This is a genomic window from Nocardioides sp. JCM 18998, from assembly GCF_055391535.1.
In genome coordinates this window covers 1,058,838-1,085,481 of record NZ_AP043886.1, presented here as the reverse complement: position 1 = coordinate 1,085,481, position 26,644 = coordinate 1,058,838, and the positions used below count along the sequence as shown (strand labels likewise).

Here is a 26,644-nt window from a genome sequence, read left to right as displayed (position 1 = left end):
CAGGCATGACCGGACTGCTGCTGATCACCGCCGACGACCTCCTCCTCGACGAGCTGCTGCGCCTCGCCGCCGCGGCCGGGCTCACCCCAGAGGTCACCGCCGACCTCTCGACCGCGATGCGCTCGTGGCCACGGGCACCCGCCGTCGTGGTCGGCGCGGACCTGCTCGCCGGGCTGGCCCGGATGGGGCCGCCGCGCCGCTCGGCGGTGCACGTCGCGGGCTGGGGAGCGGCGGGGGAGACGGTCTTCCGGGACGCGTTGGCGGTCGGGGCCGAGCACGTCGTCGACCTTCCCGACGCGGCGCCGTGGCTCACCTCGCTGCTCACCGACGTCGGCGACGACCCGGGCGGCAGAGGGCTGATCGTCGGCGTGATCGGCGGCTCGGGCGGTGCCGGTGCGACCACGTTCGCATGCGCCCTGGGGCAGGCCGCGGCGCTCGCGGGCCCCGCCGCCGTCGTCGACCTCGATCCGTGGGGGCCGGGTGTGGATCGGGTGCTCGGCATGGAGGAGCAGCCCGGCGTGCGCTGGCCCGATCTCGCCGCGACATCGGGCCGGCTGGGCTCGCGTTCGCTACGGGAGGCGCTGCCCCGGCGCGGACAGCTGGGCGTGCTGGCCTGGGGCTCCGGGCACAGCGCTCCGATGCCGGTGGCCGCGGTGCGCGAGGTGCTCGCCGCCGCGGCGCGCGGCCACCAGCGCGTCGTCCTCGACCTGCCCCGCGGCGACGAGGGAGGCGAGCTGACCGGCCGCTGCGACGAGGTGCTCGTGGTCACCGCCCCCACCATCACCGGCATCGCCTCGGCAGCGCGCCTCGTCGACAGCCTGGTCGGCCTCGGCGTCGACACCGCCCGGGCGGGACTCGTCGTCCGCGGTGCCGGGGTGGATCCCGAGGTCGTCGCCCGGGCCGTCGGCCTGCCGGTGCTCGCCGCGATGCCGGACCAGCGGGGACTCGGGGAGGCGATCGATCTCGGGCTCGGGCCGCTGCGCTCGCGCCGCGGCCCGCTGGCCCGCGCGACGGCGGCGGTGCTGGCCCGGTGCCGGGTGCAGTCGGTGGCGGCGTGAACCGGTCCTGCGGGACACCCGAGCTCGCGCCCGAGGTCGTCGAGGGGGTGCGCGAGTGGCTGGCCCGGACGCCGGGTCCACTGACCCCGCACCGCGTCGCCGAGGCGCTGCGCGCTGCGGGCCGGCCCGTGGGCGATGCCACGGTGCTCGCCGCCTACGAGACCCTGCGGCGCGACGTCGTCGGCGCCGGGCCCCTGGAGCCGCTGCTGCGGGAGCCGGGCGTCACCGATGTGCTGGTCAACGGCGCCGACCAGGTCTTCCTCGACCGCGGCGCCGGGCTGGAGCCGGCGGGCGTCTCGTTCCCCGACGAGGCCTCGGTCCGCCGCCTCGCGCAGCGTCTGGCCGCCGCGGCCGGGCGCCGGCTCGACGACGCCGCGCCCTACGCCGACGTACGCCTCGCGGACGGCACCCGGTTCCACGCCGTGCTCGCCCCACTGGCGCGGCCTGGAACCACGATCTCCCTGCGGGTGCCCCGGCAGCGCGCGTTCGAGCTGCACGAGCTGGTGGCGAGCGGGATGGTGACAACCCAGGGCGCGGAGCTGCTGACCCGGCTGGTGGCCCGGCGACTCGCGTTCCTGGTGACCGGTGGGACCGGCAGCGGGAAGACCACCCTGCTGGATGCGCTGCTCTCCCTGGCCGCCGCCGAGGAGCGGCTGGTCGTGGTCGAGGACTCCTCCGAGCTGCGCCCTCGCCATCCCCATGTGGTCGGGCTCGAGGCGCGTCCCGCCAACATCGAGGGGGCCGGGCTGGTGGAGGTGCGCACCCTCGTACGCCAGGCGCTGCGGATGCGGCCGGATCGACTCGTCGTCGGCGAGGTGCGTGGGGCCGAGGTGGTCGACCTGCTCGCGGCGCTCAACACGGGCCACGAGGGCGGCTGCGGCACCCTCCACGCCAACTCGGCCGCGGACGTCCCGGCTCGGATCGAGGCCCTCGCCCTCGCTGCCGGCCTCGGGCGCGAGGCGGCGCACAGCCAGCTCGCCTCCGCGCTCGACGTCGTGCTCCATCTCGAGCGTTCCGGTGGGCAGCGGCGGCTCGTCGAGATCGCGGTCCCGCGCCGCGAGCCGTCCGGGCTGGTGGTGATGGAGACGGCCGTCTCGTGGGCGCAGGGCCGTGGGCGTGAGGGGCCGGCGGCCGGCGCGCTGCTGGAGCTGCTGTCGTGATGCCGTCGGGCGCCGTGCTGTGGGCCGGCCTGCTCGCCGCCGGCGCGGTGGCGCTGATGTTCGCCCCTGCGCCGTCGATCGCGGGTCGCCGCCCGGCGGGCAGGCGGTGGCTGGTGCCCGCCGTCGTCGTCTGCCTTGCCGGGCAGCTTCCGGTGCGGTGGTGGCCGGTGGGCGTGATCGCCGCCGGAGCCGTGCTCGGCGGTGTCCGGCTGTGGCGGGCGCGCCGCGCGCGGCTCGAGGCGGCGGCGGTCGCCGCACGGGTGGTCGAGATCTGCGAGCAGGCGGCCGCCGAGCTGGCCTCCGGGCAGCCCCCCGGGGTCGCGCTCGACCGGTGCGCTGGCGAGTGGCCCCTGCTGGCGCCGGTGGCCGAGGCGTTCCGTGTCGGCGCCGACGTACCGACGGCCTGGCGTGCCCTGGCCGGGAGCGTGCCGGGCGCGGGCGACCTGCGGCTGGTCGCGGCGGCGTGGCAGGTCTCGACCCGGACCGGTCAGGGGCTGGCCGACGCCGTCGACCGGGTCGCACTCGACCTCCGTGCCGCCGCCGGCACCCGTCAGGTGGTCGCCGGCGAGCTGGCCTCGGCGCGCGCCACGGCGCGGATGGTCGCTCTGCTCCCGGTGGCCGCGCTGGCGATGGGCTCGGGCGTCGGCGGGCACCCGTGGTCCTTCCTCCTCGGTACGCCGATCGGTCTGGGAGCACTCGCGCTGGGGCTGCTGTTCGGCTGGGTCGGGCTCGCCTGGATCGAGCGGATCGCTGCCGGAGTCGTGCCGTGAGCCCGGTGCTGTGGGCGGCCGGGCTGTGCGCCGCGGCCGCCGCCGCTCTGGCTCTGCGCGCCGAGCCGGTGATCGAGGCGTGGGACCCGCCCGGTGCCGCCGGGATGGCTGTCTCCAGCGGCGATCCCGGGTGGATGCGGCGCTGGCGCGGGCTTCTCGCCGTCTCCGCCGCCGTCGGGGCGCTCACCTTCCTCGGTGGCGCCGCGGGGGTGATCGGCGCGCCGATCGCCGGGCTCGCGACCTGGTTCGCGGTCGGCCGGATCGAGCCGGCAGACGCCCGGCGGACCCGCGAGCAGGTCGCCCGCGAGTTGCCCCACCTCGTCCGCCTGCTCGCCGTGGCGCTGACCTCGGGAGCGCCGCCGGCGACGGCGCTCGAGATCGTCGCCGAGGCGATGCCCGGACCGGCGAGCGATCGGCTCCGGCCGGTTGCGACCCGGCTGCGTCTCGGCGCCGATCCGGCAGCCGGTTGGGCGGCGCTGCGCGCCGACCCCGTGCTCGCGCCGCTCGGTCGCGCCCTCGGGCGGGCCGAGGACGGCGGTCTCTCGGTTGCCGCCGCGATCGCGCGGCTCGCCGACGACCTGGCCCGGCAGGAGCGTGCCGATGTCGAGCAGCGGGCGCGGGCGGTCGGCGTGAAGGCCGCCGTGCCACTCGGGCTCTGCCTGCTCCCCGCGTTCCTGCTGATCGGGATCGTCCCGCTCGTCGGTGGCCTGCTCAGCACCCTCGCCTGGTGATGAGCAGGCCACTTTTCGTCCACAGGTCCCAGCCGCTGACGGACTCTCCACAGCGCCTCCGAGGACGGTCGCGGCGATCCGCCTGCATCCCGAGTCTGGAGTCATGACGCCGCGCCGCGGCCCGACGATAGGAGAACCCCGTGACGTTCCCGACCCACCGCCCGCACCGCCACCGTCCGCCGTCCGAGCGCGGGATCACCACTGCCGAGTACGCCGTCGGCACGGCCGCGGGCGCCGGCCTGGCCGGGTTGCTCTACAAGCTGCTCACCGGCGGCCTGGGCGACGAGCTGCTGCACAAGCTCTTCGACCACGTGATGTCGCTGCTCGGGATCTGAGCCGGCCGATGCGACGCGATCGAGGTGCCGCGACGGCCGAGCTGGTGACGGTCCTGCCGGGGCTGGTCGCGGTGGTGCTGGCGCTGGTGTGGCTGCTGAGTCTCGGCATCGCCCAGGCCCGTACGGTCGACGCGGCGCGCGAGGCAGCCCGGGCGATCGCCCGGGGCGACGACCCGGCCACCGCCGTCGGCCGGGGCCAGCAGGTCGGCCCGGCCGGCACCTCAATCGTCATCACGCACGACGACGGCGAGGTGATCGCGACCGCCTCCGTGGAGATGCACGGCCCCGGCGGTCTGCTCGGCTTCCTGCCCGGCGCCCACCTGCACGCGGCGGCGACGGCTGCCGACGAGCTGGGCGCAGCACCGTGAGCCGCCGCGAGGACCGCGGCGCCATCACCGTGCTCGCGGTCGCGATGCTCGGGTTGCTGCTCCTGGTCGCAGCGGCGATCGCTGTCGGCGAGGCGATGGTGGTGGCGCACCGCCGGGCGCAGGCGGCTGCGGACCTGGCCGCGCTCGCCGGCGCCCAGGCGATCCAGCAGGCGCGGGACCCGTGCGGCGCCGCGTCGTCGGTCGCCGCGGCCAACGGCGCCGCCGTGACGCAGTGCGCGGTCGACGGCGACGACGTGACGATCAGTGCACAGGTCACCGGGCCGCGCTGGCTGGGCGCCCGTGGCGACCTCACCGCCGAGGCACGGGCCGGTCCGGGATGAGGCTCACGGCTCCTCGCCGGGTGGATGCCGAGGATCCAGGCCCAGGGCCACCGCGCTCGGAGTCTAGAGCCCTGCTGCTGACGACGCCCCGAGCAGGACGCGGAGCAGAAGCGCCGCCCCATGCTTGTCGAGCGGGTTGTTCTGGTTGCCGCACTTGGGCGACTGGATGCACGAGGGACAGCCCTCGTCGCACTCGCAGGCCTCGATCGTCTCGAGCGTCGCGGTGAGCCACTCGCGGGCAGCCTCGAAGCCTCGCTCGGCGAAGCCGGCGCCGCCCGGGTGGCCGTCGTAGACGAAGACGGTGAGCACGCCGGTGTCGGGATGACGTGCGGTGCTGACGCCGCCGATGTCCCACCGGTCGCAGGTCGCGATCAGCGGCAGCAGGCCGATCGAGCAGTGCTCGGCGGCGTGCGCGGCACCCGGCAGGTCGGTGGCTGCCAGCCCGGCGTCCTCCAGGACGGCGTCCGGGACGGTCCACCACACGGCGCGGGTGCGCAGCGTCCGCTCGGGCAGGTCGAGCGGCTCCTCGCCGATCACCTCGCCACCGGGCTGGCGGCGCTTGAGGAAGGCGACGACCTGATGGCTGACGTCGACCTCGCCGAAGGCGAGCCGGCAGTCGCCCCAGCGCTGCTGCTGGTGCTCGGCGACGATGTTGATGTCGGTGACCTCGCGGGCCGAGGTGGTGTAGCCCGGCTCGGCCCGGCCGATCACCGCGACGTTCTCCTCGAGGTCGAGCTCGTGCACCAGGTAGGTCTCCCCGCGGTGCAGGTAGACCGCGCCCCGGTGGGCGGTGCCGTGGGCGCTGCCCCCGTCGACGGTGCCGACCACCCGTCCGGTCTCGGCCTCGACCAGCTGCACCGGCGAGCCGCCGGCGGAGCGGATGTCGGCCAGGTCGGCGGCTCGGCGACGGTCGGTCCAGTACCAGCCGCGTGGCCGCTTGCGGAGCAGCCCGCTGCTCTCCAGCGAGGCGACGACCTCGCGTGCCGTCGCGCCGAAGAGCGGCAGGTCGTCCTCGGTCAGCGGGATCTCCTGCGCCGCGGCGCACAGCTGCGGCGCCAGCACGTACGGGTTGGCCGGGTCGAAGACAGTGGCCTCCACCGGCGCCCCGAGCAGGGCGTCGGGGTGGGTGACGAGGTAGGTGTCCAGCGGATCGTCGCGCGCGACCATCAGGCCGAGGGCATCGCCCGCCCCGCGCCCGGCGCGGCCGATCTGTTGCCACAGCGCCGCCCGGCGGCCCGGGTAGCCGGCGAGGACGACCGCGTCCAGCCCGCTGACGTCGACGCCCAGCTCGAGGGCGTTGGTGGCGGCCAGGCCGAGCAGCTCGCCGGTCCGCAGCCGCTCCTCGATCTCGCGACGCTCCTCGGGCAGGTAGCCGCCGCGGTAGGACGCGACCCGTCCGGGCAGCGACGGGTCGACGTCGGCGAGCAGGGCGGCGGCGGTCATCGCGACCTGCTCTGCTCCCACCCGGGATCGGACGAAGACCAGGGTGCGCACGTCGCTCGACACCAGATCGGCGAGCAGGTCGGCCGCCTCGGAGGATGCGGCGCGCCGCACGGATGCGCCGTTCTCGCCGGCATGGCTGGTCAGGGGCGGCTGCCACAGCGCCAGGCTGACGGTGCCCCGCGGTGACGCGTCGGCGGTCACCGGCAGGACCGGCAGGCCGGTCAGGCGCTCGCCGGCCACCTCCGGCTCGGCGACGGTCGCGGAGGCGAGCACGAAGGTGGGGGAGGCGCCGTACGAGGCACAGATCCGGCGGAGCCGGCGCAGCACGTGCGCGACGTGCGCGCCGAAGACGCCGCGGTAGTGGTGGCACTCGTCGATCACCACGCAGCGCAGCGACCCGAAGAACGGCGCCCACCGCTCGTGCGCCGGAAGCATCGAGCGGTGCAGCATGTCGGGGTTGGTCAGCACGTACTCGCCGTGGTCGCGGGTCCAGTCGCGCTGCTCGCGGCTGCTGTCGCCGTCATGGGTAGTCGCCCGCACGTCCAGGCCGAGGCCGCGGATCCGGCTGAGCTGGTCCTGGGCCAGCGCCTTGGTCGGAGCGACATAGAGAACAGAAGCGCCACGCTCGCCGCGCGGGCCTCGGCCCGCGAGGATCGCGCTCAGTCCCGGTAGCTGGTAGCCGAGCGACTTGCCTGAGGCCGTCCCGGTCGCCAGGACCACGTGCCGGCCCTCGTGCGCCGCCTCGGCCGCGACCACCTGGTGCTGCCACGGGGCCGTCACGCCCTGTGCTGCGAACGCCTCGACGACCTCGACCGGAGCCCACTGCGGCCAGGCCGCACCCACCGCTTCGCGCGGGGGCAGCGTCTCCACGTGGGTGAGCCGGCCCTCGCGACCGGGCACCGCCGACAGCCGGTCGAGCAGCACGCCCATGCCCTGGGCGGGCAGCGTGGAAGGGGTTGGCACTCAGAAATTGTGCCAAACAGCGGGTCGTATCGGGTTTTCCACAGCTACCGAGCAGTATTTCGTACCTTTACCCGCTCACGGCCGTTGCGTGGTTACATAAACCTCGCGGCTGAGGACAGCCGACGACTCATCGAGGGAGTGCTCACGTGGATCTGACGCTTGCCACCCGGGAGGTCGGCGAGACGACCGTGGTCGCCGTCGGCGGTGAGATCGACGTGTACACGGCGCCGAAGCTGCGCGACAAGATCACCGAGCTGGTCGGCGCGGGCGTCTACGACATCGTCATCGACCTCGAGGCCGTCGAGTTCCTCGACTCCACCGGCCTGGGCGTCATCGTCGGCGGGCTGAAGAAGGTGCGCGCCCACGACGGCTCGCTGCGCCTGGTCTGCACCCAGGACCGGCTGCTCAAGATCTTCCGGATCACCGGCCTGGCCAAGGTCTTCGACATCCACCAGAGCGCCGACGCCGCCGTCGCCGCCGGCTGAGCCGCTACTCGCTTGGTCCCCTAGGCTCGGTCGGGTGAGCGACCTGACCGACCTTCCCCTCCGCCTTCGCGAGGCGCTCGAGCGCGCCGGCTTCACCTACGACGGCGTCGCCGAGCTGCTCGGCCCGCTCGCGCACACCGCGCTGGGCCGCAACGAGACGGTTCCGGGTCTGGTCCGCACCCGCGGCGGCTCCCCGCTGGAGACGCTCGTCCGGCTCTTCCTGCTCCAGGCGCCGGTCAGCCACGAGCAGGCCGAGGCCGCCCTGCCGGGCCTGGTCGACCAGCTCTCGGTGGAGGGCATCCTGGCCCAGTCCGTCGGCGAGGTCGCCGCCCGCCTCGACGTCCGTCCCTATGCCGCGGACGACACCCACCTGTGGGTCGTCTCCGACCTCACCCCCGGCCTCGACGGCCTGCCGCAGCGCGTCGGCTCCGATCACGTCCTCGGCATCAGCCCCGCCTCCACCTCGCTGGCCCAGCTCACCCTGCGCCACCGGGTCGGCCGATCCCTCGACCTCGGCACCGGCTGTGGCGTCCAGGCGCTCCACCTAGCCACCCACAGCGACCAGGTCGTCGCCACCGACGTCAACCGTCGCGCCCTGTGGGTGACCCGCTTCAACGCCGCGCTCAACGGCGTCGCCGACAAGGTCGACGTCCGCGACGGCTCCTTCTTCGAGCCGGTCGCCGACGAGCGCTTCGACCTGATCGCCACCAACCCGCCGTTCGTGATCTCGCCGGCCACCGGCGAGCGGCTGGTCTACCGGGACTCCGGCCTCCCGGGCGACCGGGTCGTCGAGGACATCGTCCGGGCCGCGCCCAGCCTGCTCGCCGACGGCGGCTGGTGCCAGATCCTGGCCAACTGGATCATCGCCAAGGACACCCCGTGGGACGAGCGTCTCGCCGGTTGGCTCGCGGGCAACGAGGAGGAGGCCGACGCCTTCGTCGTGCAGCGCGAGATCCTCGACCCGGCCGCCTACGTCGAGCTCTGGCTCAAGGACGCCGGGCACCACCCCTCGACCGGCGCCGCGCATATCGACGACTACCGGCACCGCTACGAGACGTGGCTCGACTGGTTCGAGCGGCAGGGCATCGAGGCGGTCGGCTTCGGCTGGATCAACCTGCACAAGAGCGGTGCCGCGACCCCGCGCCAGGACTTCCTCGAGTGGCCCTACGACGTCGAGCAGCCGATCGCTCCGGCGATCGGAGCCTGGGGCGAGGTCGCTCACGCCGAGGTCGGCCTCGGCGACCGGCTGCTCCGGCCCGACGACATCCAGCAGGAGACGGTGGGCGCCCCCGGCGCGGAGGACCCGTCCGCCGTCGTGCTGCGCCAGCAGCGCGGCCTGCGCCGCGCCCGCCAGGCCGACACCGTCGAGGCCGCCCTCGTGGGCGCCAGCGACGGCGACCTCACCCTCGGCCAGATCCTGGACGCGCTCGCCGACATCCTCGACAGCGACCCGGAGGAGACGCGCGCGACCTACCTGCCAATCGCGCAGGAGCTCGTCCGCGAGGGCTTCCTCCACCGCGCCTGACGCTCATGCCGCCGCCCGGTCCAGCTCCCGCGCGGCGAGCGCGTGCTCGCGCACCCGGATCAGCGCCCGCCGGGTGCGCGAGGTGAGCAGGCCCGGGTCGCCGAGCGCGGCAAGAGCGGGCAGCGTGGTCGCCCACTCCGCTGACTCCACCCGCCACGCCCACACCCCGATCAGCGCCCGCCGGATCGGCCGGGCGTACGTCGCCGGCGCACCCGGCGTGTCGAGCGCGCGCCGCACCCGCGAGGACGTCATCGGGCGATCGGGCCCGACGATCCCGTTGGCCTCGCCGACCGCCCAGGCGACGCCGGCCGCGACGTAGGCCGCTGCGACCGGCGCCAGCACCAGGCCCTGGTCGACCTCCCACACCCGGGTCAGGCCGTACAGGAACGCCACCTCCGTCTCCGCATCGAAGTGGTCGGCGGCCAGCGTGCGCAGCAGCGCCGCCACCTCGGCGACGCGTGCGCCCGCGGGCAGCGGCACCTCGCCGCGCAGCGGTGTCGTGTCCAGGGCCAGCACCGCCCGGTGCCCGCCGCACACGCACGCGAGCCAGGACAGCGCCCGGTCGTGCTCCTTGACCCGTGGACGCTCGAGCTCCTGCTCGAGTCGCTCGACGAGGGTGATCAAACGCTCGTAGAGAACGCCGTCGCCCGCCTGGCGACACTCGTCGCAGGGGCAGTCGTAGTAGTGCATCTGCAAGACCTCCGGTGGTGCTCGATGGGTGGGTCTCGCCGTCCGAGGAAGAGGTTGCCAGGGGGCACCGACAGTTTCGGGGCGGCGACGTGCGCCGGGTCACAGCCGGCCCGTTCGCCCGCCCCACGCGGACGGTGGACTGGACAGCACGCGCTACCGTGTCTCGCCGTGGGCCGTCTCGGGCGGGCTCACACCTCACAGAGCAGCAGCAGCGGACGGAGCGAAGACCAAGTGGCACACAAGCTGGTGATCGTCGAGTCCCCTGCCAAGGCCCGCAAGATCGGCGACTACCTCGGCAAGGGATACGTCGTCGAGGCCTCGATCGGACACGTCCGCGACCTGCCGCAGAGCGCCGCCGACACACCGGCGAAGATCAAGGACAAGCCGTGGGGCCGCCTCGGCGTCGACGTGGAGAACGGCTTCGAGCCCTACTACGTGGTTCCTCGCGACAAGAAGAGCCACATGACCAAGCTCAAGTCGCTGCTGAAGGACGCCGACGAGCTCTTCCTCGCCACCGATGAGGACCGCGAGGGAGAGGCGATCGCCTGGCACCTCCTCGACGAGCTGAAGCCGAAGAAGGACATCCCGGTCAAGCGGATGGTCTTCCACGAGATCACTGAGCCGGCGATCCTCGCCGCCGCGGCCAACCCGCGCGAGCTCGACATGGACCTCGTCGAGGCCCAGGAGGCGCGCCGCATCCTCGACCGGCTCTACGGCTACGAGGTCTCCCCGGTGCTGTGGAAGAAGGTCATGTCCGGCCTCTCCGCCGGCCGCGTCCAGTCCGTCGCCACCCGCCTGGTCGTCGACCGGGAGCGGGAGCGGATGGCGTTCCGCCAGGCCTCCTACTGGGACCTCGAGGGCACCTTCGACGCCGGCGCCAAGCAGGACCAGCGGATGTTCCCGGCGAAGCTGCACAGCATCGACGGCGCCCGCATCGCCCGCGGAGCCGACTTCGACAACACCGGCGCGCTGAAGGCGAAGGGCGACATCGTCCACGTCGACCGCACCCGCGCCGAGGCGCTCGTCGCCGCGCTGGACAGCACCAGCTTCGACATCCGCTCGGTCGAGTCCAAGCCCTACCGCCGCAGCCCGTACGCGCCGTTCCGCACCACCACCCTCCAGCAGGAGGCGAGCCGCAAGCTCGGCATGAGCGCCTCGGTGACGATGAGCGTCGCCCAGCGCCTGTACGAGAACGGCTACATCACCTACATGCGTACCGACAGCACCACGCTGTCCGGCGCGGCGATCGACGCCGCGCGCAGCCAGGTCCGCGAGCTCTACGGCGCCGAGTACCTGCCCGACAGCCCCCGCGTCTACGCCTCCAAGGTGAAGAACGCCCAGGAGGCGCACGAGGCGATCCGCCCGGCGGGAGACAGTTTCCGCACCCCGGCGCAGACCGGCCTGACCGGCGACCAGTTCCGGCTCTACGAGCTGATCTGGATGCGCACCGTCGCCTCGCAGATGAAGGACGCGGTCGGCAACTCGGTCACGATCCGCCTCGGCGGGGCCGCGACCACCGGCGAGGACGTCGTCTTCTCCACGAGCGGTCGCACGATCACGTTCCACGGCTTCCTCAAGGCGTACGTGGAGGGCACCGACGCCGCCGACGCCGAGCGTGACGACGCCGAGACCCGCCTGCCCAACGTCGCCCAGGGCGACCCGGTCACCGCCGCGAGCCTGACGGCCGAGGGCCACGAGACCCGCCCGCCGGCCCGCTACACCGAGGCCACCCTGATCAAGGAGCTCGAGGAGCGGGAGATCGGCCGCCCCTCCACGTACGCCTCGATCATCGGGACGATCCTCAACCGCGGCTACGTCTACAAGAAGGGCACGGCCCTGGTGCCGGCCTGGATCGCCTTCTCGGTGGTGCGCCTGCTGCAGGAGCACTTCGAGCGGCTCATCGACTACGACTTCACCGCCCAGATGGAGCGTGCGCTCGACGAGGTCGCCGGCGGCCGCAGCAGCCGGGTCGGCGAGCTGGCCGAGTTCTACTACGGCTCCGACAAGGTCGACGGGCTCAAGCGCCTCGTCGACGAGCTCGGCGAGATCGACGCCCGCGAGCTGGCCACCTTCCCGATCGGTGGCGAGGACAGCGGCGTCGCGCTGCGCGTCGGCCGCTACGGCCCCTACATCGAGGGCCCCGGTGACGACGGTGCTCCGGCCGGCAAGCGCGCCAACGTCCCCGACGACCTGCCGCCCGACGAGCTGACCCTGGAGAAGGCCAAGGAGCTCTTCGCCAACCCGGCCGGCGAGGAGATCCACCTCGGCAAGCACCCGGAGAGCGGCCTCGAGGTCGTCGCCAAGTCCGGTCGCTACGGCCCCTACGTCACCGAGCTGCTGCCCGAGGACGCGCCGAAGAAGGCGAAGGCCCGTACGGGCTCGCTCTTCAAGACGATGACCCTGGACACGATCACCCTCGAGGACGCGGTCAAGCTGCTCAGCCTGCCGCGCGTCGTCGGCGCCGGCGAGGACGGCGAGGAGATCACCGCCCAGAACGGTCGCTACGGCCCCTACCTGAAGAAGGGCACCGACTCGCGCTCGCTGACCTCCGAGGACCAGCTCCTCACGGTCACGCTGGAGGAGGCGCTGGCGATCTACGCCCAGCCCAAGCAGCGCGGTCGTGCGGCCGCCGCGGCGCCGCTCAAGGAGCTCGGCCCGGACCCGGTCTCCGGCCAGCCGGTCGTGATCAAGGACGGTCGCTTCGGCGCCTACGTCACCGACGGTGAGTACAACGCGACCCTGCGCAAGGACGACGCCATCGAGACGATGACGATCGAGCGCGCCGCCGAGCTGCTCGCGGAGAAGCGGGCGAAGGGCCCGGCCAAGAAGACCGCGAAGAAGGCCGCCAAGAAGACCACCACCAAGAAGACGGCGGCCAAGAAGACGGCGGCCAAGAAGACGGCGGCGAAGACCACCAAGAAGGCTGCTGCGAAGAAGGCATGACCGGCACACCCGCCAGCACCGGGCCGACGAGCCACACCGAGATCGTCCTCGAGCGGGAGGAGGGCACCTCGTTCACCGTGACGCTGGTGCGCGCACCCGATGCCGCACCGGGCGCGCCGGCGGTCCTCGTCCAGCCCGCGATGGGCATGAGGGCCCGCTACTACCTGCAGCTGCTGGAGGCACTCGCCGCCGTGGGCGTCCACGCCGCGGTGAGCGAGCAGCGCGGCCACGAGGCGACGGGTGGTCGCGTCCCGGGACGGGACTACGACTTCCGGTACGCCGATCTCGTGGACGATCTCGGCGCGGCTGTCGACGCCGTTCGGGTGGAGCTCCCGGAGACTCCCGTCGTCGTACTCGGTCACAGCCTCGGTGGCCAGATCGCCGCGCTCCACCTGGCCCGTCATCCCGATTCGCTGGCCGGGCTGGTCCTGGTCGGCTCGGGCACGCCGCACTGGCGCGAGTTCAGCCGGAAGCTGCTGATCGCGGGGTACGGCTTCCCGCTCGCGGCGCGGCTGCTCGGCCACTTCCCCGGCGAGCGGTTCCGCTTCGCCGGCCGCGAGGCCCGCGGGCTGATGCGCGACTGGGGACACCTCGCCCGTACGGGCCGATTCGCCGGCGGCGAGGACGGCCTGGCCGATGTCCGCCTCCCGGTGCTGGCGGTCTCGATCGAGGACGACTGGCTCGCCCCGATCTCCTCGATCGACGCCCTGGTCGCCAAGCTCCCGGGCGCCACGGTGACCCGCGTGCACGTCGACGAGCACGGCATCGACCACTTCCGCTGGGCGCGGCAGACCGACCCGGTCGTACCGCTGATCACCGACTGGCTGCGCACGATCTGAGCGGGCGCTGGTTCGTCGAGGTATGCAGCCGAACCGACGCTTCCCACGGTGCGTTCCGCACGGGAAGTGCAGGTTGATCTGCATACCTCGACCGACCGACGCCCCGGCCCGTCCCCGGACACCCCACACGACTACGAGCCCACCAGACCGCGCCCCGTAGGGTTGCCCGCATGAGCTTCGAAGGGGTCTACGCCGAGCGCGGGGTCTTCGTCTGCCTCGAGGGCGGCGAGGGGTCGGGCAAGTCGACCCAGTCGCGGCTGCTGCACGAGGCGCTGACCGACGCCGGCTACACCGTGGTGCTCACCTTCGAGCCCGGCGACACCAGCGTCGGCAAGGAGCTGCGCCGCATCGTCCTCTCGCCGGAGACGGGCGCGCTCGCCGACAAGACCGAGGTCCTGCTCTACGCCGCCGACAAGGCCGAGCACGTCGAGACCCTCGTCCTCCCGGCGCTCGTGCGCGGGGAGGTCGTGATCACCGACCGCTATGTCGACTCCACGCTCGCCTACCAGGGTGCCGGCCGTTCGCTGGCCGTCGAGGAGGTCGAGCGGGTGGCCCGCTGGGCGACCGGCGACCTGCGCCCGCACCTGACCGTCGTCCTCGACCTCGAGCCCGCCGCCGGGCTGGGGCGCTTCGAGGGCCGCGACCGGATCGAGGGGGAGTCGCTGGAGTTCCACCAGCGCGTACGGGACGCGTTCGTCGCGATGGCGAAGGACGACCCCGAGCACTACCTCGTCCTGGACGCCCGGGCGCCGATCGCCGAGATCCACGACGCGATCCGTACGCGCCTCGAGCCGCTGCTCGCCCAGGCCGCCCGGTGACCGTGTGGGATGCGCTGGTAGGACAGCGCCACGTCATCGACACCCTGCGGGCGGCGGCCGGGGGCAAGGGCATGACCCAGTCCTGGCTCTTCGTCGGGCCGCCCGGATCGGGCCGCTCCAACGCCGCGATCGCGTTCGCCGCCGCGCTGCAGTGCGCCGAGGGCGGCTGCGGGGTGTGCCACGAGTGCCACACCGTGATGGCGAGCAGCCACGCCGACGTGAAGATCGTCCGTACGGAGAAGCTCACCCTCGGCGTCGACGACGTCCGCGAACTGGTCCGCACCTCGGCGCTCAGCCCGGTGGGCGACCGCTGGCAGATCCTCGTGGTCGAGGACGCCGACCGGCTCACCGAGCAGGCCAACAACGCGCTGCTCAAGGCGATCGAGGAGCCCGGCGCACGGACCGTCTGGATGCTCTGCGCCCCGTCCGTCGAGGACGTCCTGCCCACGATCCGCAGCCGCTGTCGGCTGGTCACCCTCGCCACGCCGACCGCCGAGGACGTCGCCGGCTTCCTGGTGAGCCGCCAGGGCGTCGACCCGGCGCTCGCCTCCTACGCCGCTCGCGCCAGCCAGGGCCACATCGGCCGGGCCAAGGCGCTCGCCCGCGACGAGGCGACCCGCCACCGGCGCAGCGAGGTCGTCGCCATCCCGGGCCGGCTCAACTCGCTCGGTGGCGCGATGAAGGCCGCCCAGCACCTCAACGACGTCAGCAAGCAGGAGGCCGACGCGATCACCTCCGAGCTCGACGCGCAGGAGAAGGCCGACCTCGACACCGCGTACGGCGTCGTCGAGCGGGGCCGCCGCCCACGGGAGTACGGCCCCGCCCTCTCCCGGCTCGAGCAGGACCAGAAGCGCCGCGCCACCCGCCGCCACCGCGATGTGATCGACCGCGGCCTCATGGACCTGGTCAGCGTCTACCGCGACGCGATCGCGATGGCGGCCGGAGCCCGCGGGCAGCTGGTCAACGAGGAGATCAGGCCGGCGATCGTCGACCTCGCCCGCTCGTCATCGCCGGAGCTCAACCTGCGCCGGATCGGCTGGATCTTCGAGGCGCGCGAGCAGCTGATGGAGTTCAACGTGCCGCCGGCGCTCGCGCTCGAGTCGATGATGGTCGCGCTGAGGAACCCGTCGTGACCGAGCGCTGGCAGCAGATCGTCGCGATCCTCGCCGTCGCGGCCCTGGTGCTGGGCGGTGCCGTCGGGATCGTCCTCGAGGTGGTCGGCGGCCACGATGACGACAACGGCGCGACGCCCGGGACGGTCGTCTCGGCAGCGCCCCAGCCGGGGTCGCAGGACCCGCCGCAGCCGGCGCTCGCCCGCTACTACCACCAACAGCTGACCTGGACCGCCTGCCGCAAGGGCGACCAGTGCGCCACGCTGACGGTGCCGCTCGACTACAACCACCCGGGCACGGACGACATCAAGCTGGCGCTGCTGCGTGTGCCCGCCACCGACCAGGACGACAAGCTGGGCTCGCTGGTGGTCAACCCCGGCGGCCCCGGCGGCTCGGGGCTCGACTACGCCGCCAGTGCCAAGCAGGCCTTCGGCGCACCGATCCTGCAGCGCTACGACATCGTCGGCTTCGACCCGCGTGGCGTCGGCAAGAGCGACCCCATCGACTGCATCTCCGATGCCCAGCTCGACCAGTCGGTGGCGCAGAACCCGGCGCCCACCACGCCGGCCCAGATCGCCACGTACGAGAAGTGGAACCGGATCATGGCCGACGGCTGTGCCGCGTCCCCGGTCGGCGCCCACATCGCGACCGTCGACGCCGTCCGCGACATGGACGTCCTGCGGGCGGCGCTGGGGGAGAAGCAGCTCGCGTACTTCGGCGCCTCCTACGGCACCCGCCTCGGCAGCACGTACGCCGATCTCTTCCCCACCCGGGTCGGCCGCTTCGTCCTCGACGGTGCCGTCGACCCGACGCTCACCAACAAGCAGACCAGCCTCGCCCAGGCGGCCGGCTTCGAGACCGCGCTGCGGGCCTACGTCAGCAACTGCGTCACCACGACCCAGCAGTGCTTCCTCGGCTCCACGGTGGACGCGGGGCTGGCGCGGATCAAGGCGCTCTACAACCAGATCAGCGCGCACCCGTTGCCGGGCTTCGGCGGCCGCGACCTGACCGCCGGCACGGCGTTCTACGGCATCCTCACACCGCTCTACAGCCGCGACTCGTGGGTCTACCTCAGCCAGGCGCTGCGTGCGGCGTTCGCCGGCGACGGCTCGGTGCTGCTGCAGCTCGCGGACTTCTACACCAGCCGCGGGACGACCGGCTACACCGACAACTCGATGGAGGCGCTGGTCGCGATCAGCTGTCTCGACGACCCCTCCGCCATCCGCCCCGACCAGGTCGCGAGCGTGGAGCCGGAGTTCGAGGAGGCCTCGCCGACGTTCGGCGACGTCTTCGCCTGGAGCCTGACCGGCTGCACGTACTTCAAGGCCCGCGCCGACGAGCCCACCCCGCCGATCGGCGCCGCCGGCGCCAACCCGATCGTCGTCGTCGGCACCACCCGCGACCCGGCCACCCCGCTCGCCTGGGCCCAGCACCTCGCCAAGCTGCTGGACTCCGGCGTGCTGATCACCCGCGACGGCGACGGCCACACCGGCTACCACGCCGGCAACAGCTGCGTCGACGACGCCGTCGAGGGCTACCTGGTCGACGGCACCGTCCCCCGCGACGGCCTCTCCTGCTGATCCGGTCGCGGTCCCGTTTTCGCGGCTGGGCCGACCGATGGCTAGACTCTGCGCGTCGCTTGATCCGTCAGGCGGCAGGCCGTCTTAGCTCAGTCGGTAGAGCAGCTCACTCGTAATGAGCAGGTCGTCGGTTCGATTCCGACAGACGGCTCCATCAAGGGCCTCTCACCTGGGAAATCTCTCGGGGGAGAGGCCCTTCGCCGTTGAACGGCACGCGATGAGCTGGACGGCGCAGTGCGCGCATGCTCGCGGGCCGGCTCGTGTTGAATGACCGGGTGAGGCCGACGCGAGGTGCCCCTTATGCCAGCCGCCGAGCACTCCTGACGGGCGTGGCCGCGAGCGGACTGGCGGCGGTGGCGGGATGCCATGGCCCCAGCGGAGGAACGGCACCCGGTCCCGCGTCATCGCCGACACCGTCGTCGGGAGGTTCGCCGACCGGGACGACGTCGAACGTCCCCTGGGAGCAGCTCAGGCGCGGGGTCAGCGGGACCCTGGATCTTCCCGGCAGCGCGGCCTACGCACAGGCGCGGCTCGTCCAGAACCCCGCCTACGACACGGCGCGGCCGCTGGCGGTGCTGCGGGTCGCCGGGCCGGCCGACGTGGCGACCGCACTGAGCTTCGCCGGCGACAACGGTCTCCCGCTGGCGATCCGCTCCGGCGGCCACAGCTATCCGGGGTGGTCGGCCGGCGGCGGACCGGGCACCGATCAGCCGCGTGCTATGGTGCTGGACTGCCGCGGTCTGGACGAGATCTCGTTCGACGGCACCTCCGCGACGATCGGTGCCGGCGCGGCTCTGGCGGTCGTCTACGACACCATCGCTCGACGGGGCCGCGCGATCCCCGGCGGCTCGTGCGCCACCGTCGGTGTGGGCGGGCTGACCCTCGGCGGCGGGGTCGGCGTCCTGACCCGGGCCTTCGGACTCACCTGCGATGCGGTCACCGCGCTGGAGATCGTCACCGCCGACGGCACGGTCCGCACGGCGGACGCCGACCACGACCCGGACCTGTTCTGGGCCCTGCGCGGAGGGGGCGGCGGGCACGTCGGAGTCGTCATGGGCTTCACCTTCGCCACCCGGGCAGCGCCGATGCTGGACACCTTCTACCTGTCCTGGCCCCTCGCCGGTGCGCCGGCGGTGATCGACGGGTGGCAGGCATGGGCGCCCGGTGCCGATACCCGGTTGTGGTCGACGCTCAAGGCGCTCGGCGGCGCCGCGCACCCGAGCGGCCCTACGCTCACCCTGTCGGGCACCTGGACCGGCCCGGCCGGTGACCTGTCAGCCCAGCTCCAGGGCCTGCTGGCACACGTGCCGGCCCCGGCCGTGCGATCCACCACCGCACGCGACTACCGGACCGCGATGGCTGCGTACGCCGGCTGCGCCAGCATCCCGGTGCAGAGCTGCCACACCGGACCGGGCGGGGCCCTCAGCCGCGAGGCGTTCGCCGCCACCTCACACGTCGCGTACCAGCCGCTGCCGTCGGCCGGGATCACGGCGCTGCTGGACCGGGTCGAGAACGCCCAGACCAGTGCCCTGCACGAGGCGGGCGCCTCCCTGGACGCCCTCGGCGGCCATGTCCGCGACCTGGCGCCGGCGGACACCGCGTTCGTGCACCGGCAGGCGCTGATGACGGTGCAGTACACCGCGACGTACGACGCCACCGACCAGGCCGGGGCCGCGCACGCCTTCGTCCGGGGGCTTCGCTCGGACCTGACGCCGTGGTGGGGCGACGGCGCCTACGTCAACTACGCCGACACGGCCGTCGAGGACTATCGAACCGCCTACTTCGGCGCCAACGCGGAGCGGTTGGCGTCGGTCAAGCGCACCTACGACCCGCACGACCTCTTCACCCAACCGCAGGGCTGGTGAGCCGGCATGGACGCTTCGACTCCGGATCCGGCGATCTCCCGCGTCTATGTCGACATGGTCGGCGACCTGTTCCACGCAGGACATGTCGAGCTGCTCCGAGCCGCCAAGGCACGAGGCGATCGGCTCGTCGTCGGGGTTCTCGCCCCGGCCGGACTCTCCCGAGCGTGAGCTCAGCCACGAGGCTCGAACGCTGGCGCGCAGCCCTTCGCCGAGAAGCGGCCCCGCTACCCGCAGGAGGCGCGGACGATCGCGCCGTGCTCGTCGACGTACAGCGAGATGCAGTTGGGTCGGAAGACCGCCGCCACCGCGCCGGGCGGCCGACCCGCAGGGATGAGCTCATGATCGAACGCGCGATCCGTCACGACACGAACGGCCGTGTCGGCCCTCAGCCCGACCAGGGTCGCGGCGAGCGCGTCGCCCTCCCAGTACCGAAACATCACATCGCGGCCGTCGCGGAAGCGTCGGCGCCTCGACGCGTCCCCGGTCTGTGACATGGATGCACCGTACGCCCGCGAGCGGCGTCGCGATGCCGTCCGGATCAGCGGGTGGCCGAGACGTTCCAGCGCAGGATGACGGGCTGGCCGCGATCCTCGCCGAGCACCGAGAGGGTCGCGGTGCCCAGCACCAGGAGCCGACCGAATCGAGGCTCCTCGCCCAGCCAGCGCGCGGCGAATGCGCGCAGGCAGTGCCCGTGCGCGAAGACGAGCGTGTCGCCGTCGGCCAGCCGCGCGCGCTCGATGACCCGATCGAGACGCTTGGCGACCTCCACCTCGGTCTCGCCGCCGGGGGTCACGCCGTCCCAGACCGTCCACGCGGGATCCGTCTCGCGGATCGCGGCGGTGGTGACGCCCTCGTACGTGCCGTAGTCCCACTCGACCAGGTCCTCGTCGACGACGGCGTCGGGGAAGCCCGCCAGCTCGGCGGTGCGGCGGGCGCGCTGCCGCGGCGAGGTGAGGACCTGTCCGAACCGGTGCTCCGCCAGCCGGGGAGCCAGATCGCGGGCGTCCTGCTCGCCCTGGGGGAGGAGCGGGAGATCGGTCACGGACGTGTGGCGACCGTTCAGGCTCCACTCGGTGGCGCCGTGGCGGACGAGGTAGACGGACATGGGTGCTCCTACGCGGGGGGAGTGAGGCCACGAGTCGTCGTGACCGGTCGGGCTCAGGCCCAGGACGGGTTCCAGGCCACCTGGCCGTTGACGCCTCCGGCGGCACGAGTCGAGGCCGTTCCGGTGGCCACGCCGACCGCCAGGCAGGCGGCCGGCTCGAGCCCGCGGGAGCGGGCGGCGAGGTAGCCGGCGGCGAGGCTGTCACCGGCACCCACGGCGTCGACGAACGGCCGCGGGTCCTCGGGCGCGGCAGCGCTGGCGACGAGCCCGCTCGCGCCGTGGACCTCGGCACCGGCGGCGCCGCGCTTGAGCACGAGGAGGCCGCCCGCGGGCAGCAGGGCGCAGAGCTCGCGGATCGCGTCCCCGGCCGTCTTCGTCCGGGTGATCGAGCGGCCCTCCTCCTCGTTGCAGAAGAGGACGTCGGTGTGGCGCAGCGCGTCGGCGATCCCGCTGTCCCACGTCAGGGCCGGGTCGAAGTTCGGGTCGAGGCTCGTCGTCAGCCCTGCCGCCCGCAACTCGGCGAACCAGGCGCCGAGGTCGGGCTGCAGGCCGTACTGGAGGAAGTAGGAGCCCACGTGCACGTGCCCGGCCGGCTCCACCAGCGACCGGGGCACGTCGCCGACCCGCACGGCGCCGATGGTGCCGAGCGCGGTCAGGATCGAGCGGCTGCCGTCGGCGCGGGTCAGGATGGTCGAGGATCCGGTCGGCCGGGCGTCGTCGACGATGACGCCGTCGGTCCCGACGGCGCGCACCGCGAGCTCGTCGCGGACGAAGCGGCCGAGCAGGTCGTCACCGACGACGCCGACGAGCTGGGTGTCGACACCGAGACGGGCGAGGCCGCACGCGGTGATCGCCGACGAGCTGCCCATCGTGATGGTCGTCGAGGGCACGACGACCTCGGCATCGTCGAACGTCGGATCGGCCGCGAGCTCGACGATGATGTCGGCACAGAGCTCTCCGACCACCAGCACGCCGGTCACTGCGGTACCTGCCATGTCACCCAGACCTCATCCTCGCCGAGTCGTTCGCGGGTGAGCGTACGCAGCGCCTCGGTCACGGCGGTCATCTGCTCGGCGGGCCGGGCGGAGCCGTGCACGACGACCACCGGCCAGCCGGCGCCGGGGTGCCCCGGCCGTACGGTGAGGCCCGTCGGCACGTGCGTGGCGATCACGTCGTCCGGCGCGAGGCCGAGCGCCGTCGAGGTCGCCGAGCACGCGTCGTGCAGCAGGCCCTCGATCGCGCCCGAGGCGGGTGCGAACACGCTCAGGATCGGCATCTCAGCCGACCGGGTCGATCACGGAGCGCGACAGGTGCGGCGGGGCGTCGGGGTCGCGCTGCTCGCGCAGCGCGAGGTTCACCGCGAGCCGGTGGGCGCGCACCAGCTCGGCCTGGGCGTCGCCGCGAGGGCGCTCCACCTGCGCCCCGGTCGCCTCGATGTCGCGGGCGATCTGGTCGGGGATGTCGCAGAAGGCCCACACCAGCGAGCCCGGGCCGGCGCAGGAGATCGGGCCGTGCTGGTACTCGAGCAGCGGGTACGCCTCGGTCCAGAAGCCGGCCGCCTCGCGAACCTTGAGCGCGGCCTCCTGGGCGACGGCGGCACTCCAGCGATCGCCGAGGAAGACCACGTGGCGCAGCGCCTCGAATGCCTCGCCCTCGACAGGCAGGGGATCGGTGAGGGCGGCCTCGCCGTCGGTGGCCACCTCGACGAGGTCCTCGCCCAGGCTGCGGCGCAGCAGGCTGAGACCCGTGGTCGCGAAGCGCGTCTGCATGATCGAGCGCTCGTCGGCGTACTCGAGCATGACGGCGTCCGGCACGAGGTCGTGCAGCGGGGTGTCGGGAGTCCCGAGGATCGCGGTGAGCCGGTGCCCCGCGGCGGCCAGCTCCTTGCCCACGGTGACCAGGTCACCGGTCGTGCCGGAGCGCGACAGGAGCAGCACGACGGTGCCCGGCTCGACGACGTCGAGCTGGCTCGGGATCTCGGCGCGGGTCGGGCCCAGGCCGGCGGCCCGCCGTCGACGCGCGTACGCCTCTCCGATGTAGTACGACGTGCCGCAGCCGAGCACGAGCACCGACTCCCCGGCGACCGGCAGGCGGTCGAGCTCGGCTGTCGAGGTGGCGGCCGCGAGGCGCCACATCGCCGGCTGCGTGGCGAGTTCAGCTCGCGTGATCGACGCGGGCCCGCCTGAGTTGCTCATTTGATGTCTCCGTCCGAGGATGGCCATGCAGGAATGACCAGAGTCAATCACGAATGAGCAGTATTGAAAATCTCATGCTCGCTATTGACAGGTTATGCGCGATGGGGTCGACTAGGTCGCCAATCGCCTTCTGGTCCGACAGAAGCTCCCGAAAGGACACGGCATGCCCGTCACCCGTCGCTCGTTCCTCTCTGGTGTCGGCGCCCTGACCGTCGCCGGAACGGCAGCTGGCGCGCTCTCCAGCTGCGCCGGTTTCAGCAAGTCATCGTCCGATGACTCCGGTAAGGCCGGCTCCGACACGATCACCTTCACCACCTGGGCGAGCGACGCCGAGCAGGCAGCGTTCACCACGCTGGTGAAGAAGTTCGAAGCGGCCAACAAGGGCGCGAAGGTCAACCTCCGCGTGGTTCCGTACGCCGAGATGTTCACCAACATCGACACCCAGCTCGAGGCCGGGAACGCTCCCGACATCTTCCGCGTCGACTACACCAGCCTCGGCAACTACAGCAGCACCGGGCAGCTCCTCGACATGACCGGCCGGATCGACAGCACGCTCCAGAGCGACTTCATCCCCGCGATGCTCCAGGCGGTGAAGTACGGCGACAAGGCCTACGGCGTGCCGCACCAGACCGATACGACGTGCATCGTCTACCAGCCGAAGATGCTGGAGGCGGCCGGGATCACGAGCGTGCCCGACTCGCTCTCGTCGGCCTGGAGCTGGGAGGAGTGGTCGCAGATCTCGGCGAAGGTGCAGGCCGCGATGCCGAAGGGCGTCAACGCCTTCGCCTACGACTGGCAGCAGGGCGGCGCCTACCGCTGGCTCACCTGGCTCTTCGAGGCGAACGGCCGGCTCCTCGCCGACGACCTCAAGACCTCGGCCATCGACAGCGCGGCCGGCCGCACGGCGCTGGAGTACACCAAGACCTTCTTCGACAAGGGCTGGGTCCCGCGCAACACCTCGGTCAAGGGCGCCACCTACACCGACACCGCCTTCATCTCGCAGAAGGTCGCGATGTCGTACGTGGGCGACTTCCTGCTCCCGGGCATCGACGACGGCGTGAAGAACGCGTTCGAGTGGAAGGCGACCTACCAGCCGAAGAACCTGCGGGCGTCCAGCGACCTGGGTGGCAACGCGTTGGTCGCGACCAACGGCACCAAGAACCCGGACCTCGCCGCGGAGTTCCTCAACTTCATGGTCAAGCCCGAGAACATGAAGCTCTTCTGCGAGCAGTCGGTCGAGCTGCCCACCCTGCAGTCGCTGGTGGACGTGAAGCTGAACTACGCCACCCGGCCGGACCTGATGCCGTACTTCGTCGACCAGGCCACCACCATGCAGCCGAGCGACGTCGAGCAGGTCTGCGTGCCGTTCTTCGGCAAGGTGAACACCCTGCTGATGAACGAGCTCGAGCTGTGCTTCCTCTCGGGCCAGTCGGTCGACACCACCCTGTCGAACATCGCCTCGGGCATCGAGAAGGCGGCGAGCTGACGCGGTGAGCGACGTCATCAACGGGCAGAGCCTGGCTCCGGTCGCCAGCCCGGTCACCACTCCACCGCCGCGGCCGCGAACCCGCGCCCGGCGGGGGATAGGGCGCCTGCGCGAGGGCCTGACCGGCTACCTCTTCGTCGCACCCAACCTCGTGCTCCTCGCGGCGTTCCTCTTCACGCCCCTGATCCTCGTCATCCTGCTGTCGTTCCAGAAGGCGTCGTCCTTCGGGCCGACGGAGTGGATCGGGCTCACCAACTATCGCCACCTGTTCAGCGACCCGGTCTTCTGGCGGGTGCTGCTCAACACCGCGATCTTCACGGTGGCGACGGTCCCCACGAGCATCTTCATCGGGCTGGTCCTCGCCGAGCTGCTCAACCGGGCGATGCCGGCGCGGACCACGCTGCGCACGATCATCTTCCTGCCGATCGTGATCAGCGGCCTGGTGACCTCGCTCATCGGCCTGCTGCTCTTCGACGAGGGTGTGGGCGTGCTCAACGGCATGCTCAGCGCGGTCGGCATGGGGCCGGTGCACTGGCAGACCAACGGCCCGCTGGCCATGCTCTCGGTCATCCTGATGACGCTGTGGACCCGGGTCGGCTTCGCGATGGTGATCTACCTGGCTGCGATGCAGGACGTCCCCGGCGAGATCTACGAGGCCGCCGCCGTGGACGGCGCTCCGCCGCTGCAGCGGTTCTGGCGGATCACCACGCCGATGCTCTCCAACAGCACCCTGTTCCTGTTCGTCATGAACATCATCTGGTCGTTCCAGATCTTCGACGTCATCTACGTCATGACCAACGGCGGTCCGGGCTACGACACCTCGATGCTCGTCACGTACGCCTACAACGAGGGCTTCGGGTCGGCCCGTGACTACGGGTACGGCTCGACGATCGGTGTCGTGCTCTTCGTGATCACGCTCGTCGTCTCGATCGTGCAGCTGCTGGTCCAGCGGAAGAAGGAGGAGTCATGAGCTCGGCCAAGGAGGCCATGGGCCGTGGCGCGTGGTGGCGGTTCGCGGTCGTCGGCGTGATCGCCCTCGCCATGATGTTCCCGCTCTACTGCATGGTCGTCGTCGCCTTCACCCCGAAGGCCGACCTGTTCACGGGCGGCAGCCACCTCTGGCCGCGACACCTCACGGACGCGAACTTCACCAGCCTCTTCGACAAGTTCCCCGTGGGGACGTGGTTCGTCAACTCGGTGATGGTCGCGACCCTGACGACCGTGCTGTCGGTGAGCGTCAACCTCCTGGCCGGCTACGCCTTCGCCAAGGTGCGGTTCTGGGGCCGGCGGCCGCTGTTCGTCCTCGTCCTGAGCACGATGATGATCCCGGCGCAGGCGATCATGGTCCCGCAGTTCCGTACGGTCGTTCACCTCGGCCTGTTCGGCACGTTCTGGGCCGTCATCCTGCCGTCGGCCGCGACCGCGTTCGGCATCTTCCTGGCCCGGCAGTTCTTCCTCTCCATCCCGGACGAGCTCCTCGAGGCCGCCCGCTGCGACGGCGCCGGGAACGTCCGGATCTTCCTGGGCATCGTGCTGCCGCTGTGCAAGCCGCTCATCGCGACCATGGCGCTGCTCGCCTTCATGGGCCAGTGGAACGACTTCCTGTGGCCCCTCATCACCCTCAAGGACCCCAACCTGTACACCCTGCCCGTCTCCATGCGCTTCCTCCAGGGCCAGTACGACGCGAACTACGGCGGCCTGATGGCGATGGCGCTGCTCACCTGCCTGCCCCTGGTCGCGATGTTCCTGTTCCTGCAGCGCTACTTCGTGCAGGGCCTGGCCCGGACGGGGATCAAGTGAGTACGCCGCTGGTCTACCTGACCACCCTCGGCTTCGACGACCCGTGGCTGGCGGACCTGCGTCGCCGCTGCCCCGACCTGGAGGTGCACCAGCACCGCTGCGAGCGGGTCGAGGACATCGATCCCGCGCTGTGGCAGCGCGTCGATGTCCTGCACACCAGCCAGGTGTTCCCGGCGCAGGACCTCGCGCCGCGGCTGCGCTGGGTGCAGCTGGACACGTCGGGTGCCGAGCACCTGGCCGGCAGCGCGCTGTGGGAGTCGGATATCGAGATCACCACCCTGGGTGGCGTGGCCCCGGTGCCGATGGCCGAGTTCACCGTGATGTCCCTGCTGGCGCTGGCCCATCACCAGCCGGCGGTGAACCGGCTCCTGTCGGAGCGCCGCTGGCCCGGCGACGCCGAGCGGCTGGCGACGCTGACGCCGCTGCCCGTCGACGGCGCGACCGCCACGATCCTCGGCTACGGCCGGATCGGCCGGGAGATCGGCCGGGTGCTCGACCAGCTCGGGATGAACGTCATCGGCCTCTCCCGCACCGGCCGCACGCGCGACGGCGAGGACCGCTTCGACACGGGTCGCTCGGGCGCGGGCGAGGTCGCCGAGCTGCGGGCGATCGACGAGCTGGACGAGGTGCTGCCCCGCACCGACTACCTCATCGTGACGGTGCCGCGGACGGCGGCGACCCGCGACCTGATCGGCGTACGCGAGCTCGACCTCATGCCGCGCGGCAGCTGTCTGATCAACGTGGCGCGAGGCGGCATCGTCGGGGAGGGCGCCGTGGTGGCGGCGCTGGCCTCGGGCCGGCTCCGGTACGCCGCCCTCGACGTCTTCGACGAAGAGCCGTTGCCGGCCGACTCGGTCTGGTGGGATGTCGACGGCGTGTTGATCACCCCCCATGTGGCAGGTCTCGCGCCACGCTATCGGGACCAGGTGCTGGATCTGGTCGTCGCCAACGTCGCCCGCCTCGCGGCGGGTCAACCACTACTGAATCGAGTCGACCGTGCAGCGGGGTACTAGACGGGTCCTCGGCCAGACG

At 72.5% G+C, this 26,644-nt stretch carries 27 protein-coding genes and 1 tRNA gene; 21 read left to right on the top strand and 7 right to left on the bottom strand.

What is annotated here, in order from left to right; translation table 11 throughout:
- Window positions 1-5 precede the first annotated feature (5 nt).
- The 7 genes from ssd (at window position 6) to ACZ5L9_RS05120 (ending at window position 4,763) form a co-directional block, all read left to right on the top strand.
- Complete coding sequence (gene ssd, locus ACZ5L9_RS05150) at window positions 6-1,058, top strand: septum site-determining protein Ssd (RefSeq protein ID WP_464534523.1); 1,053 nt, start codon at window positions 6-8, stop codon at window positions 1,056-1,058.
- Window positions 1,055-2,218 carry a TadA family conjugal transfer-associated ATPase gene (locus ACZ5L9_RS05145; protein WP_464534519.1) on the top strand — a complete coding sequence of 388 codons (1,164 nt, stop codon included), beginning with the start codon at window positions 1,055-1,057 and terminating at the stop codon, window positions 2,216-2,218. Before ssd ends, ACZ5L9_RS05145 begins: the two co-directional genes overlap by 4 nt.
- Complete coding sequence (locus tag ACZ5L9_RS05140) at window positions 2,218-2,988, top strand: type II secretion system F family protein (protein WP_464534517.1); 771 nt, start codon at window positions 2,218-2,220, stop codon at window positions 2,986-2,988. Before ACZ5L9_RS05145 ends, ACZ5L9_RS05140 begins: the two co-directional genes overlap by 1 nt.
- Window positions 2,985-3,719 carry a type II secretion system F family protein gene (locus tag ACZ5L9_RS05135; protein WP_464534514.1) on the top strand — a complete coding sequence of 245 codons (735 nt, stop codon included), beginning with the start codon at window positions 2,985-2,987 and terminating at the stop codon, window positions 3,717-3,719. The genes ACZ5L9_RS05140 and ACZ5L9_RS05135 overlap by 4 nt, the downstream gene beginning before the upstream one ends.
- 140 nt (window positions 3,720-3,859) lie before the next feature.
- The gene (locus ACZ5L9_RS05130; protein WP_464534512.1) at window positions 3,860-4,054 is read left to right on the top strand and encodes a DUF4244 domain-containing protein; all 195 of its coding nucleotides are present in this window, start codon (window positions 3,860-3,862) and stop codon (window positions 4,052-4,054) included.
- Window positions 4,055-4,062: 8 nt separating this feature from the next.
- Window positions 4,063-4,422 (top strand): TadE family type IV pilus minor pilin, encoded by a 360-nt coding sequence (locus ACZ5L9_RS05125; protein WP_464534508.1) that lies wholly within the window; start codon window positions 4,063-4,065, stop codon window positions 4,420-4,422.
- Window positions 4,419-4,763, top strand: coding sequence for an Rv3654c family TadE-like protein (locus ACZ5L9_RS05120; protein WP_464534503.1), 345 nt, complete (start codon window positions 4,419-4,421; stop codon window positions 4,761-4,763). The genes ACZ5L9_RS05125 and ACZ5L9_RS05120 overlap by 4 nt, the downstream gene beginning before the upstream one ends.
- Window positions 4,764-4,826: 63 nt before the next feature.
- Here the strand turns inward: ACZ5L9_RS05120 and ACZ5L9_RS05115 are convergent, their stop codons facing one another.
- A complete protein-coding gene (locus ACZ5L9_RS05115; RefSeq protein ID WP_464536803.1) occupies window positions 4,827-7,136 on the bottom strand; it encodes a DEAD/DEAH box helicase in 2,310 nt (769 codons plus the stop codon).
- A gap of 179 nt (window positions 7,137-7,315) precedes the next feature.
- Between ACZ5L9_RS05115 and ACZ5L9_RS05110 the strand changes: the two genes are divergently transcribed.
- A complete protein-coding gene (locus tag ACZ5L9_RS05110) occupies window positions 7,316-7,654 on the top strand; it encodes an anti-sigma factor antagonist (RefSeq protein WP_225283177.1) in 339 nt (112 codons plus the stop codon).
- A gap of 34 nt (window positions 7,655-7,688) precedes the next feature.
- Complete coding sequence (locus ACZ5L9_RS05105; protein WP_464534499.1) at window positions 7,689-9,179, top strand: DUF7059 domain-containing protein; 1,491 nt, start codon at window positions 7,689-7,691, stop codon at window positions 9,177-9,179.
- 3 nt (window positions 9,180-9,182) lie between these two features.
- On the opposite strand, the gene ACZ5L9_RS05100 is transcribed toward ACZ5L9_RS05105, so the two are convergent.
- Window positions 9,183-9,869: a hypothetical protein gene (locus ACZ5L9_RS05100; protein WP_464534496.1), complete on the bottom strand. Its 687-nt coding sequence runs from the start codon at window positions 9,867-9,869 to the stop codon at window positions 9,183-9,185.
- A 231-nt stretch (window positions 9,870-10,100) separates the two neighbouring features.
- Between ACZ5L9_RS05100 and topA the strand changes: the two genes are divergently transcribed.
- The 8 genes from topA to ACZ5L9_RS05060 all read left to right on the top strand — a co-directional run bounded on the left by topA (window position 10,101) and on the right by ACZ5L9_RS05060 (window position 19,194).
- Complete coding sequence (gene topA / locus ACZ5L9_RS05095; protein ID WP_464534491.1) at window positions 10,101-12,812, top strand: type I DNA topoisomerase; 2,712 nt, start codon at window positions 10,101-10,103, stop codon at window positions 12,810-12,812.
- The gene (locus ACZ5L9_RS05090; RefSeq protein ID WP_464534487.1) at window positions 12,809-13,651 is read left to right on the top strand and encodes an alpha/beta hydrolase family protein; all 843 of its coding nucleotides are present in this window, start codon (window positions 12,809-12,811) and stop codon (window positions 13,649-13,651) included. Before topA ends, ACZ5L9_RS05090 begins: the two co-directional genes overlap by 4 nt.
- Before the next feature lie 170 nt (window positions 13,652-13,821).
- A complete protein-coding gene (tmk, locus tag ACZ5L9_RS05085; RefSeq protein WP_464534485.1) occupies window positions 13,822-14,469 on the top strand; it encodes a dTMP kinase in 648 nt (215 codons plus the stop codon).
- Complete coding sequence (locus ACZ5L9_RS05080; protein ID WP_464534483.1) at window positions 14,466-15,602, top strand: DNA polymerase III subunit delta'; 1,137 nt, start codon at window positions 14,466-14,468, stop codon at window positions 15,600-15,602. The genes tmk and ACZ5L9_RS05080 overlap by 4 nt, the downstream gene beginning before the upstream one ends.
- Window positions 15,599-17,161: an alpha/beta hydrolase gene (locus tag ACZ5L9_RS05075; protein WP_464534481.1), complete on the top strand. Its 1,563-nt coding sequence runs from the start codon at window positions 15,599-15,601 to the stop codon at window positions 17,159-17,161. Before ACZ5L9_RS05080 ends, ACZ5L9_RS05075 begins: the two co-directional genes overlap by 4 nt.
- A 78-nt stretch (window positions 17,162-17,239) precedes the next feature.
- Window positions 17,240-17,315: transfer RNA gene (locus ACZ5L9_RS05070), tRNA-Thr, on the top strand.
- A gap of 175 nt (window positions 17,316-17,490) precedes the next feature.
- Window positions 17,491-19,026 (top strand): FAD-binding oxidoreductase, encoded by a 1,536-nt coding sequence (locus ACZ5L9_RS05065; protein WP_464534479.1) that lies wholly within the window; start codon window positions 17,491-17,493, stop codon window positions 19,024-19,026.
- A gap of 6 nt (window positions 19,027-19,032) precedes the next feature.
- Entirely contained in the window at window positions 19,033-19,194 is a 162-nt protein-coding gene (locus ACZ5L9_RS05060; RefSeq protein ID WP_464534477.1) for an adenylyltransferase/cytidyltransferase family protein, read from the top strand.
- 56 nt (window positions 19,195-19,250) lie between these two features.
- Here ACZ5L9_RS05060 and ACZ5L9_RS05055 read toward each other — a convergent pair whose 3' ends face one another.
- From ACZ5L9_RS05055 to ACZ5L9_RS05035, 5 genes are read right to left on the bottom strand one after another with little or no spacing between them, the layout of a single operon-like run.
- Window positions 19,251-19,520: a hypothetical protein gene (locus ACZ5L9_RS05055; protein WP_464534474.1), complete on the bottom strand. Its 270-nt coding sequence runs from the start codon at window positions 19,518-19,520 to the stop codon at window positions 19,251-19,253.
- 44 nt (window positions 19,521-19,564) lie between these two features.
- Window positions 19,565-20,131, bottom strand: a complete 567-nt coding sequence (locus tag ACZ5L9_RS05050; protein WP_464534472.1) for a histidine phosphatase family protein — start codon at window positions 20,129-20,131, stop codon at window positions 19,565-19,567.
- 53 nt (window positions 20,132-20,184) lie between these two features.
- Window positions 20,185-21,126 carry a carbohydrate kinase family protein gene (locus ACZ5L9_RS05045; RefSeq protein WP_464534470.1) on the bottom strand — a complete coding sequence of 314 codons (942 nt, stop codon included), beginning with the start codon at window positions 21,124-21,126 and terminating at the stop codon, window positions 20,185-20,187.
- Window positions 21,108-21,392, bottom strand: a complete 285-nt coding sequence (locus ACZ5L9_RS05040) for a hypothetical protein (RefSeq protein WP_464534468.1) — start codon at window positions 21,390-21,392, stop codon at window positions 21,108-21,110. Before ACZ5L9_RS05040 ends, ACZ5L9_RS05045 begins: the two co-directional genes overlap by 19 nt.
- Window positions 21,393-21,408: 16 nt before the next feature.
- Window positions 21,409-22,326, bottom strand: a complete 918-nt coding sequence (locus ACZ5L9_RS05035; RefSeq protein ID WP_464534466.1) for an SIS domain-containing protein — start codon at window positions 22,324-22,326, stop codon at window positions 21,409-21,411.
- A 163-nt stretch (window positions 22,327-22,489) separates the two neighbouring features.
- Between ACZ5L9_RS05035 and ACZ5L9_RS05030 the strand changes: the two genes are divergently transcribed.
- The 4 genes from ACZ5L9_RS05030 to ACZ5L9_RS05015 are packed head-to-tail and all read left to right on the top strand — an operon-like array spanning window position 22,490 to window position 26,625.
- A complete protein-coding gene (locus ACZ5L9_RS05030; protein ID WP_464534463.1) occupies window positions 22,490-23,812 on the top strand; it encodes an ABC transporter substrate-binding protein in 1,323 nt (440 codons plus the stop codon).
- A gap of 4 nt (window positions 23,813-23,816) precedes the next feature.
- Window positions 23,817-24,782, top strand: coding sequence for a carbohydrate ABC transporter permease (locus ACZ5L9_RS05025; protein ID WP_464534460.1), 966 nt, complete (start codon window positions 23,817-23,819; stop codon window positions 24,780-24,782).
- On the top strand, window positions 24,779-25,612 hold the full coding sequence (locus ACZ5L9_RS05020) for a carbohydrate ABC transporter permease (RefSeq protein WP_464534457.1): 834 nt from the start codon (window positions 24,779-24,781) through the stop codon (window positions 25,610-25,612). Before ACZ5L9_RS05025 ends, ACZ5L9_RS05020 begins: the two co-directional genes overlap by 4 nt.
- Entirely contained in the window at window positions 25,609-26,625 is a 1,017-nt protein-coding gene (locus tag ACZ5L9_RS05015; RefSeq protein ID WP_464534454.1) for a D-2-hydroxyacid dehydrogenase, read from the top strand. Before ACZ5L9_RS05020 ends, ACZ5L9_RS05015 begins: the two co-directional genes overlap by 4 nt.
- Window positions 26,626-26,644 lie beyond the last annotated feature (19 nt).

What these genes read in the sequence shown, in the direction of transcription:
- ssd (WP_464534523.1), top strand. Translation starts at nt 6, where the DNA reads ATGACCGGACTGCTGCTGATCACCGCCGACGACCTCCTCCTCGACGAG.
- ACZ5L9_RS05140 (WP_464534517.1), top strand. Translation starts at nt 2,218, where the DNA reads ATGCCGTCGGGCGCCGTGCTGTGGGCCGGCCTGCTCGCCGCCGGCGCG.
- ACZ5L9_RS05125 (WP_464534508.1), top strand. Translation starts at nt 4,063, where the DNA reads ATGCGACGCGATCGAGGTGCCGCGACGGCCGAGCTGGTGACGGTCCTG.
- ACZ5L9_RS05115 (WP_464536803.1), bottom strand. Translation starts at nt 7,136, where the DNA reads ATGGGCGTGCTGCTCGACCGGCTGTCGGCGGTGCCCGGTCGCGAGGGC.
- ACZ5L9_RS05100 (WP_464534496.1), bottom strand. Translation starts at nt 9,869, where the DNA reads ATGCACTACTACGACTGCCCCTGCGACGAGTGTCGCCAGGCGGGCGAC.
- ACZ5L9_RS05090 (WP_464534487.1), top strand. Translation starts at nt 12,809, where the DNA reads ATGACCGGCACACCCGCCAGCACCGGGCCGACGAGCCACACCGAGATC.
- tmk (WP_464534485.1), top strand. Translation starts at nt 13,822, where the DNA reads ATGAGCTTCGAAGGGGTCTACGCCGAGCGCGGGGTCTTCGTCTGCCTC.
- ACZ5L9_RS05060 (WP_464534477.1), top strand. Translation starts at nt 19,033, where the DNA reads ATGGACGCTTCGACTCCGGATCCGGCGATCTCCCGCGTCTATGTCGAC.
- ACZ5L9_RS05055 (WP_464534474.1), bottom strand. Translation starts at nt 19,520, where the DNA reads ATGTCACAGACCGGGGACGCGTCGAGGCGCCGACGCTTCCGCGACGGC.
- ACZ5L9_RS05050 (WP_464534472.1), bottom strand. Translation starts at nt 20,131, where the DNA reads ATGTCCGTCTACCTCGTCCGCCACGGCGCCACCGAGTGGAGCCTGAAC.
- ACZ5L9_RS05045 (WP_464534470.1), bottom strand. Translation starts at nt 21,126, where the DNA reads ATGGCAGGTACCGCAGTGACCGGCGTGCTGGTGGTCGGAGAGCTCTGT.
- ACZ5L9_RS05035 (WP_464534466.1), bottom strand. Translation starts at nt 22,326, where the DNA reads ATGAGCAACTCAGGCGGGCCCGCGTCGATCACGCGAGCTGAACTCGCC.
- ACZ5L9_RS05030 (WP_464534463.1), top strand. Translation starts at nt 22,490, where the DNA reads ATGCCCGTCACCCGTCGCTCGTTCCTCTCTGGTGTCGGCGCCCTGACC.
- ACZ5L9_RS05020 (WP_464534457.1), top strand. Translation starts at nt 24,779, where the DNA reads ATGAGCTCGGCCAAGGAGGCCATGGGCCGTGGCGCGTGGTGGCGGTTC.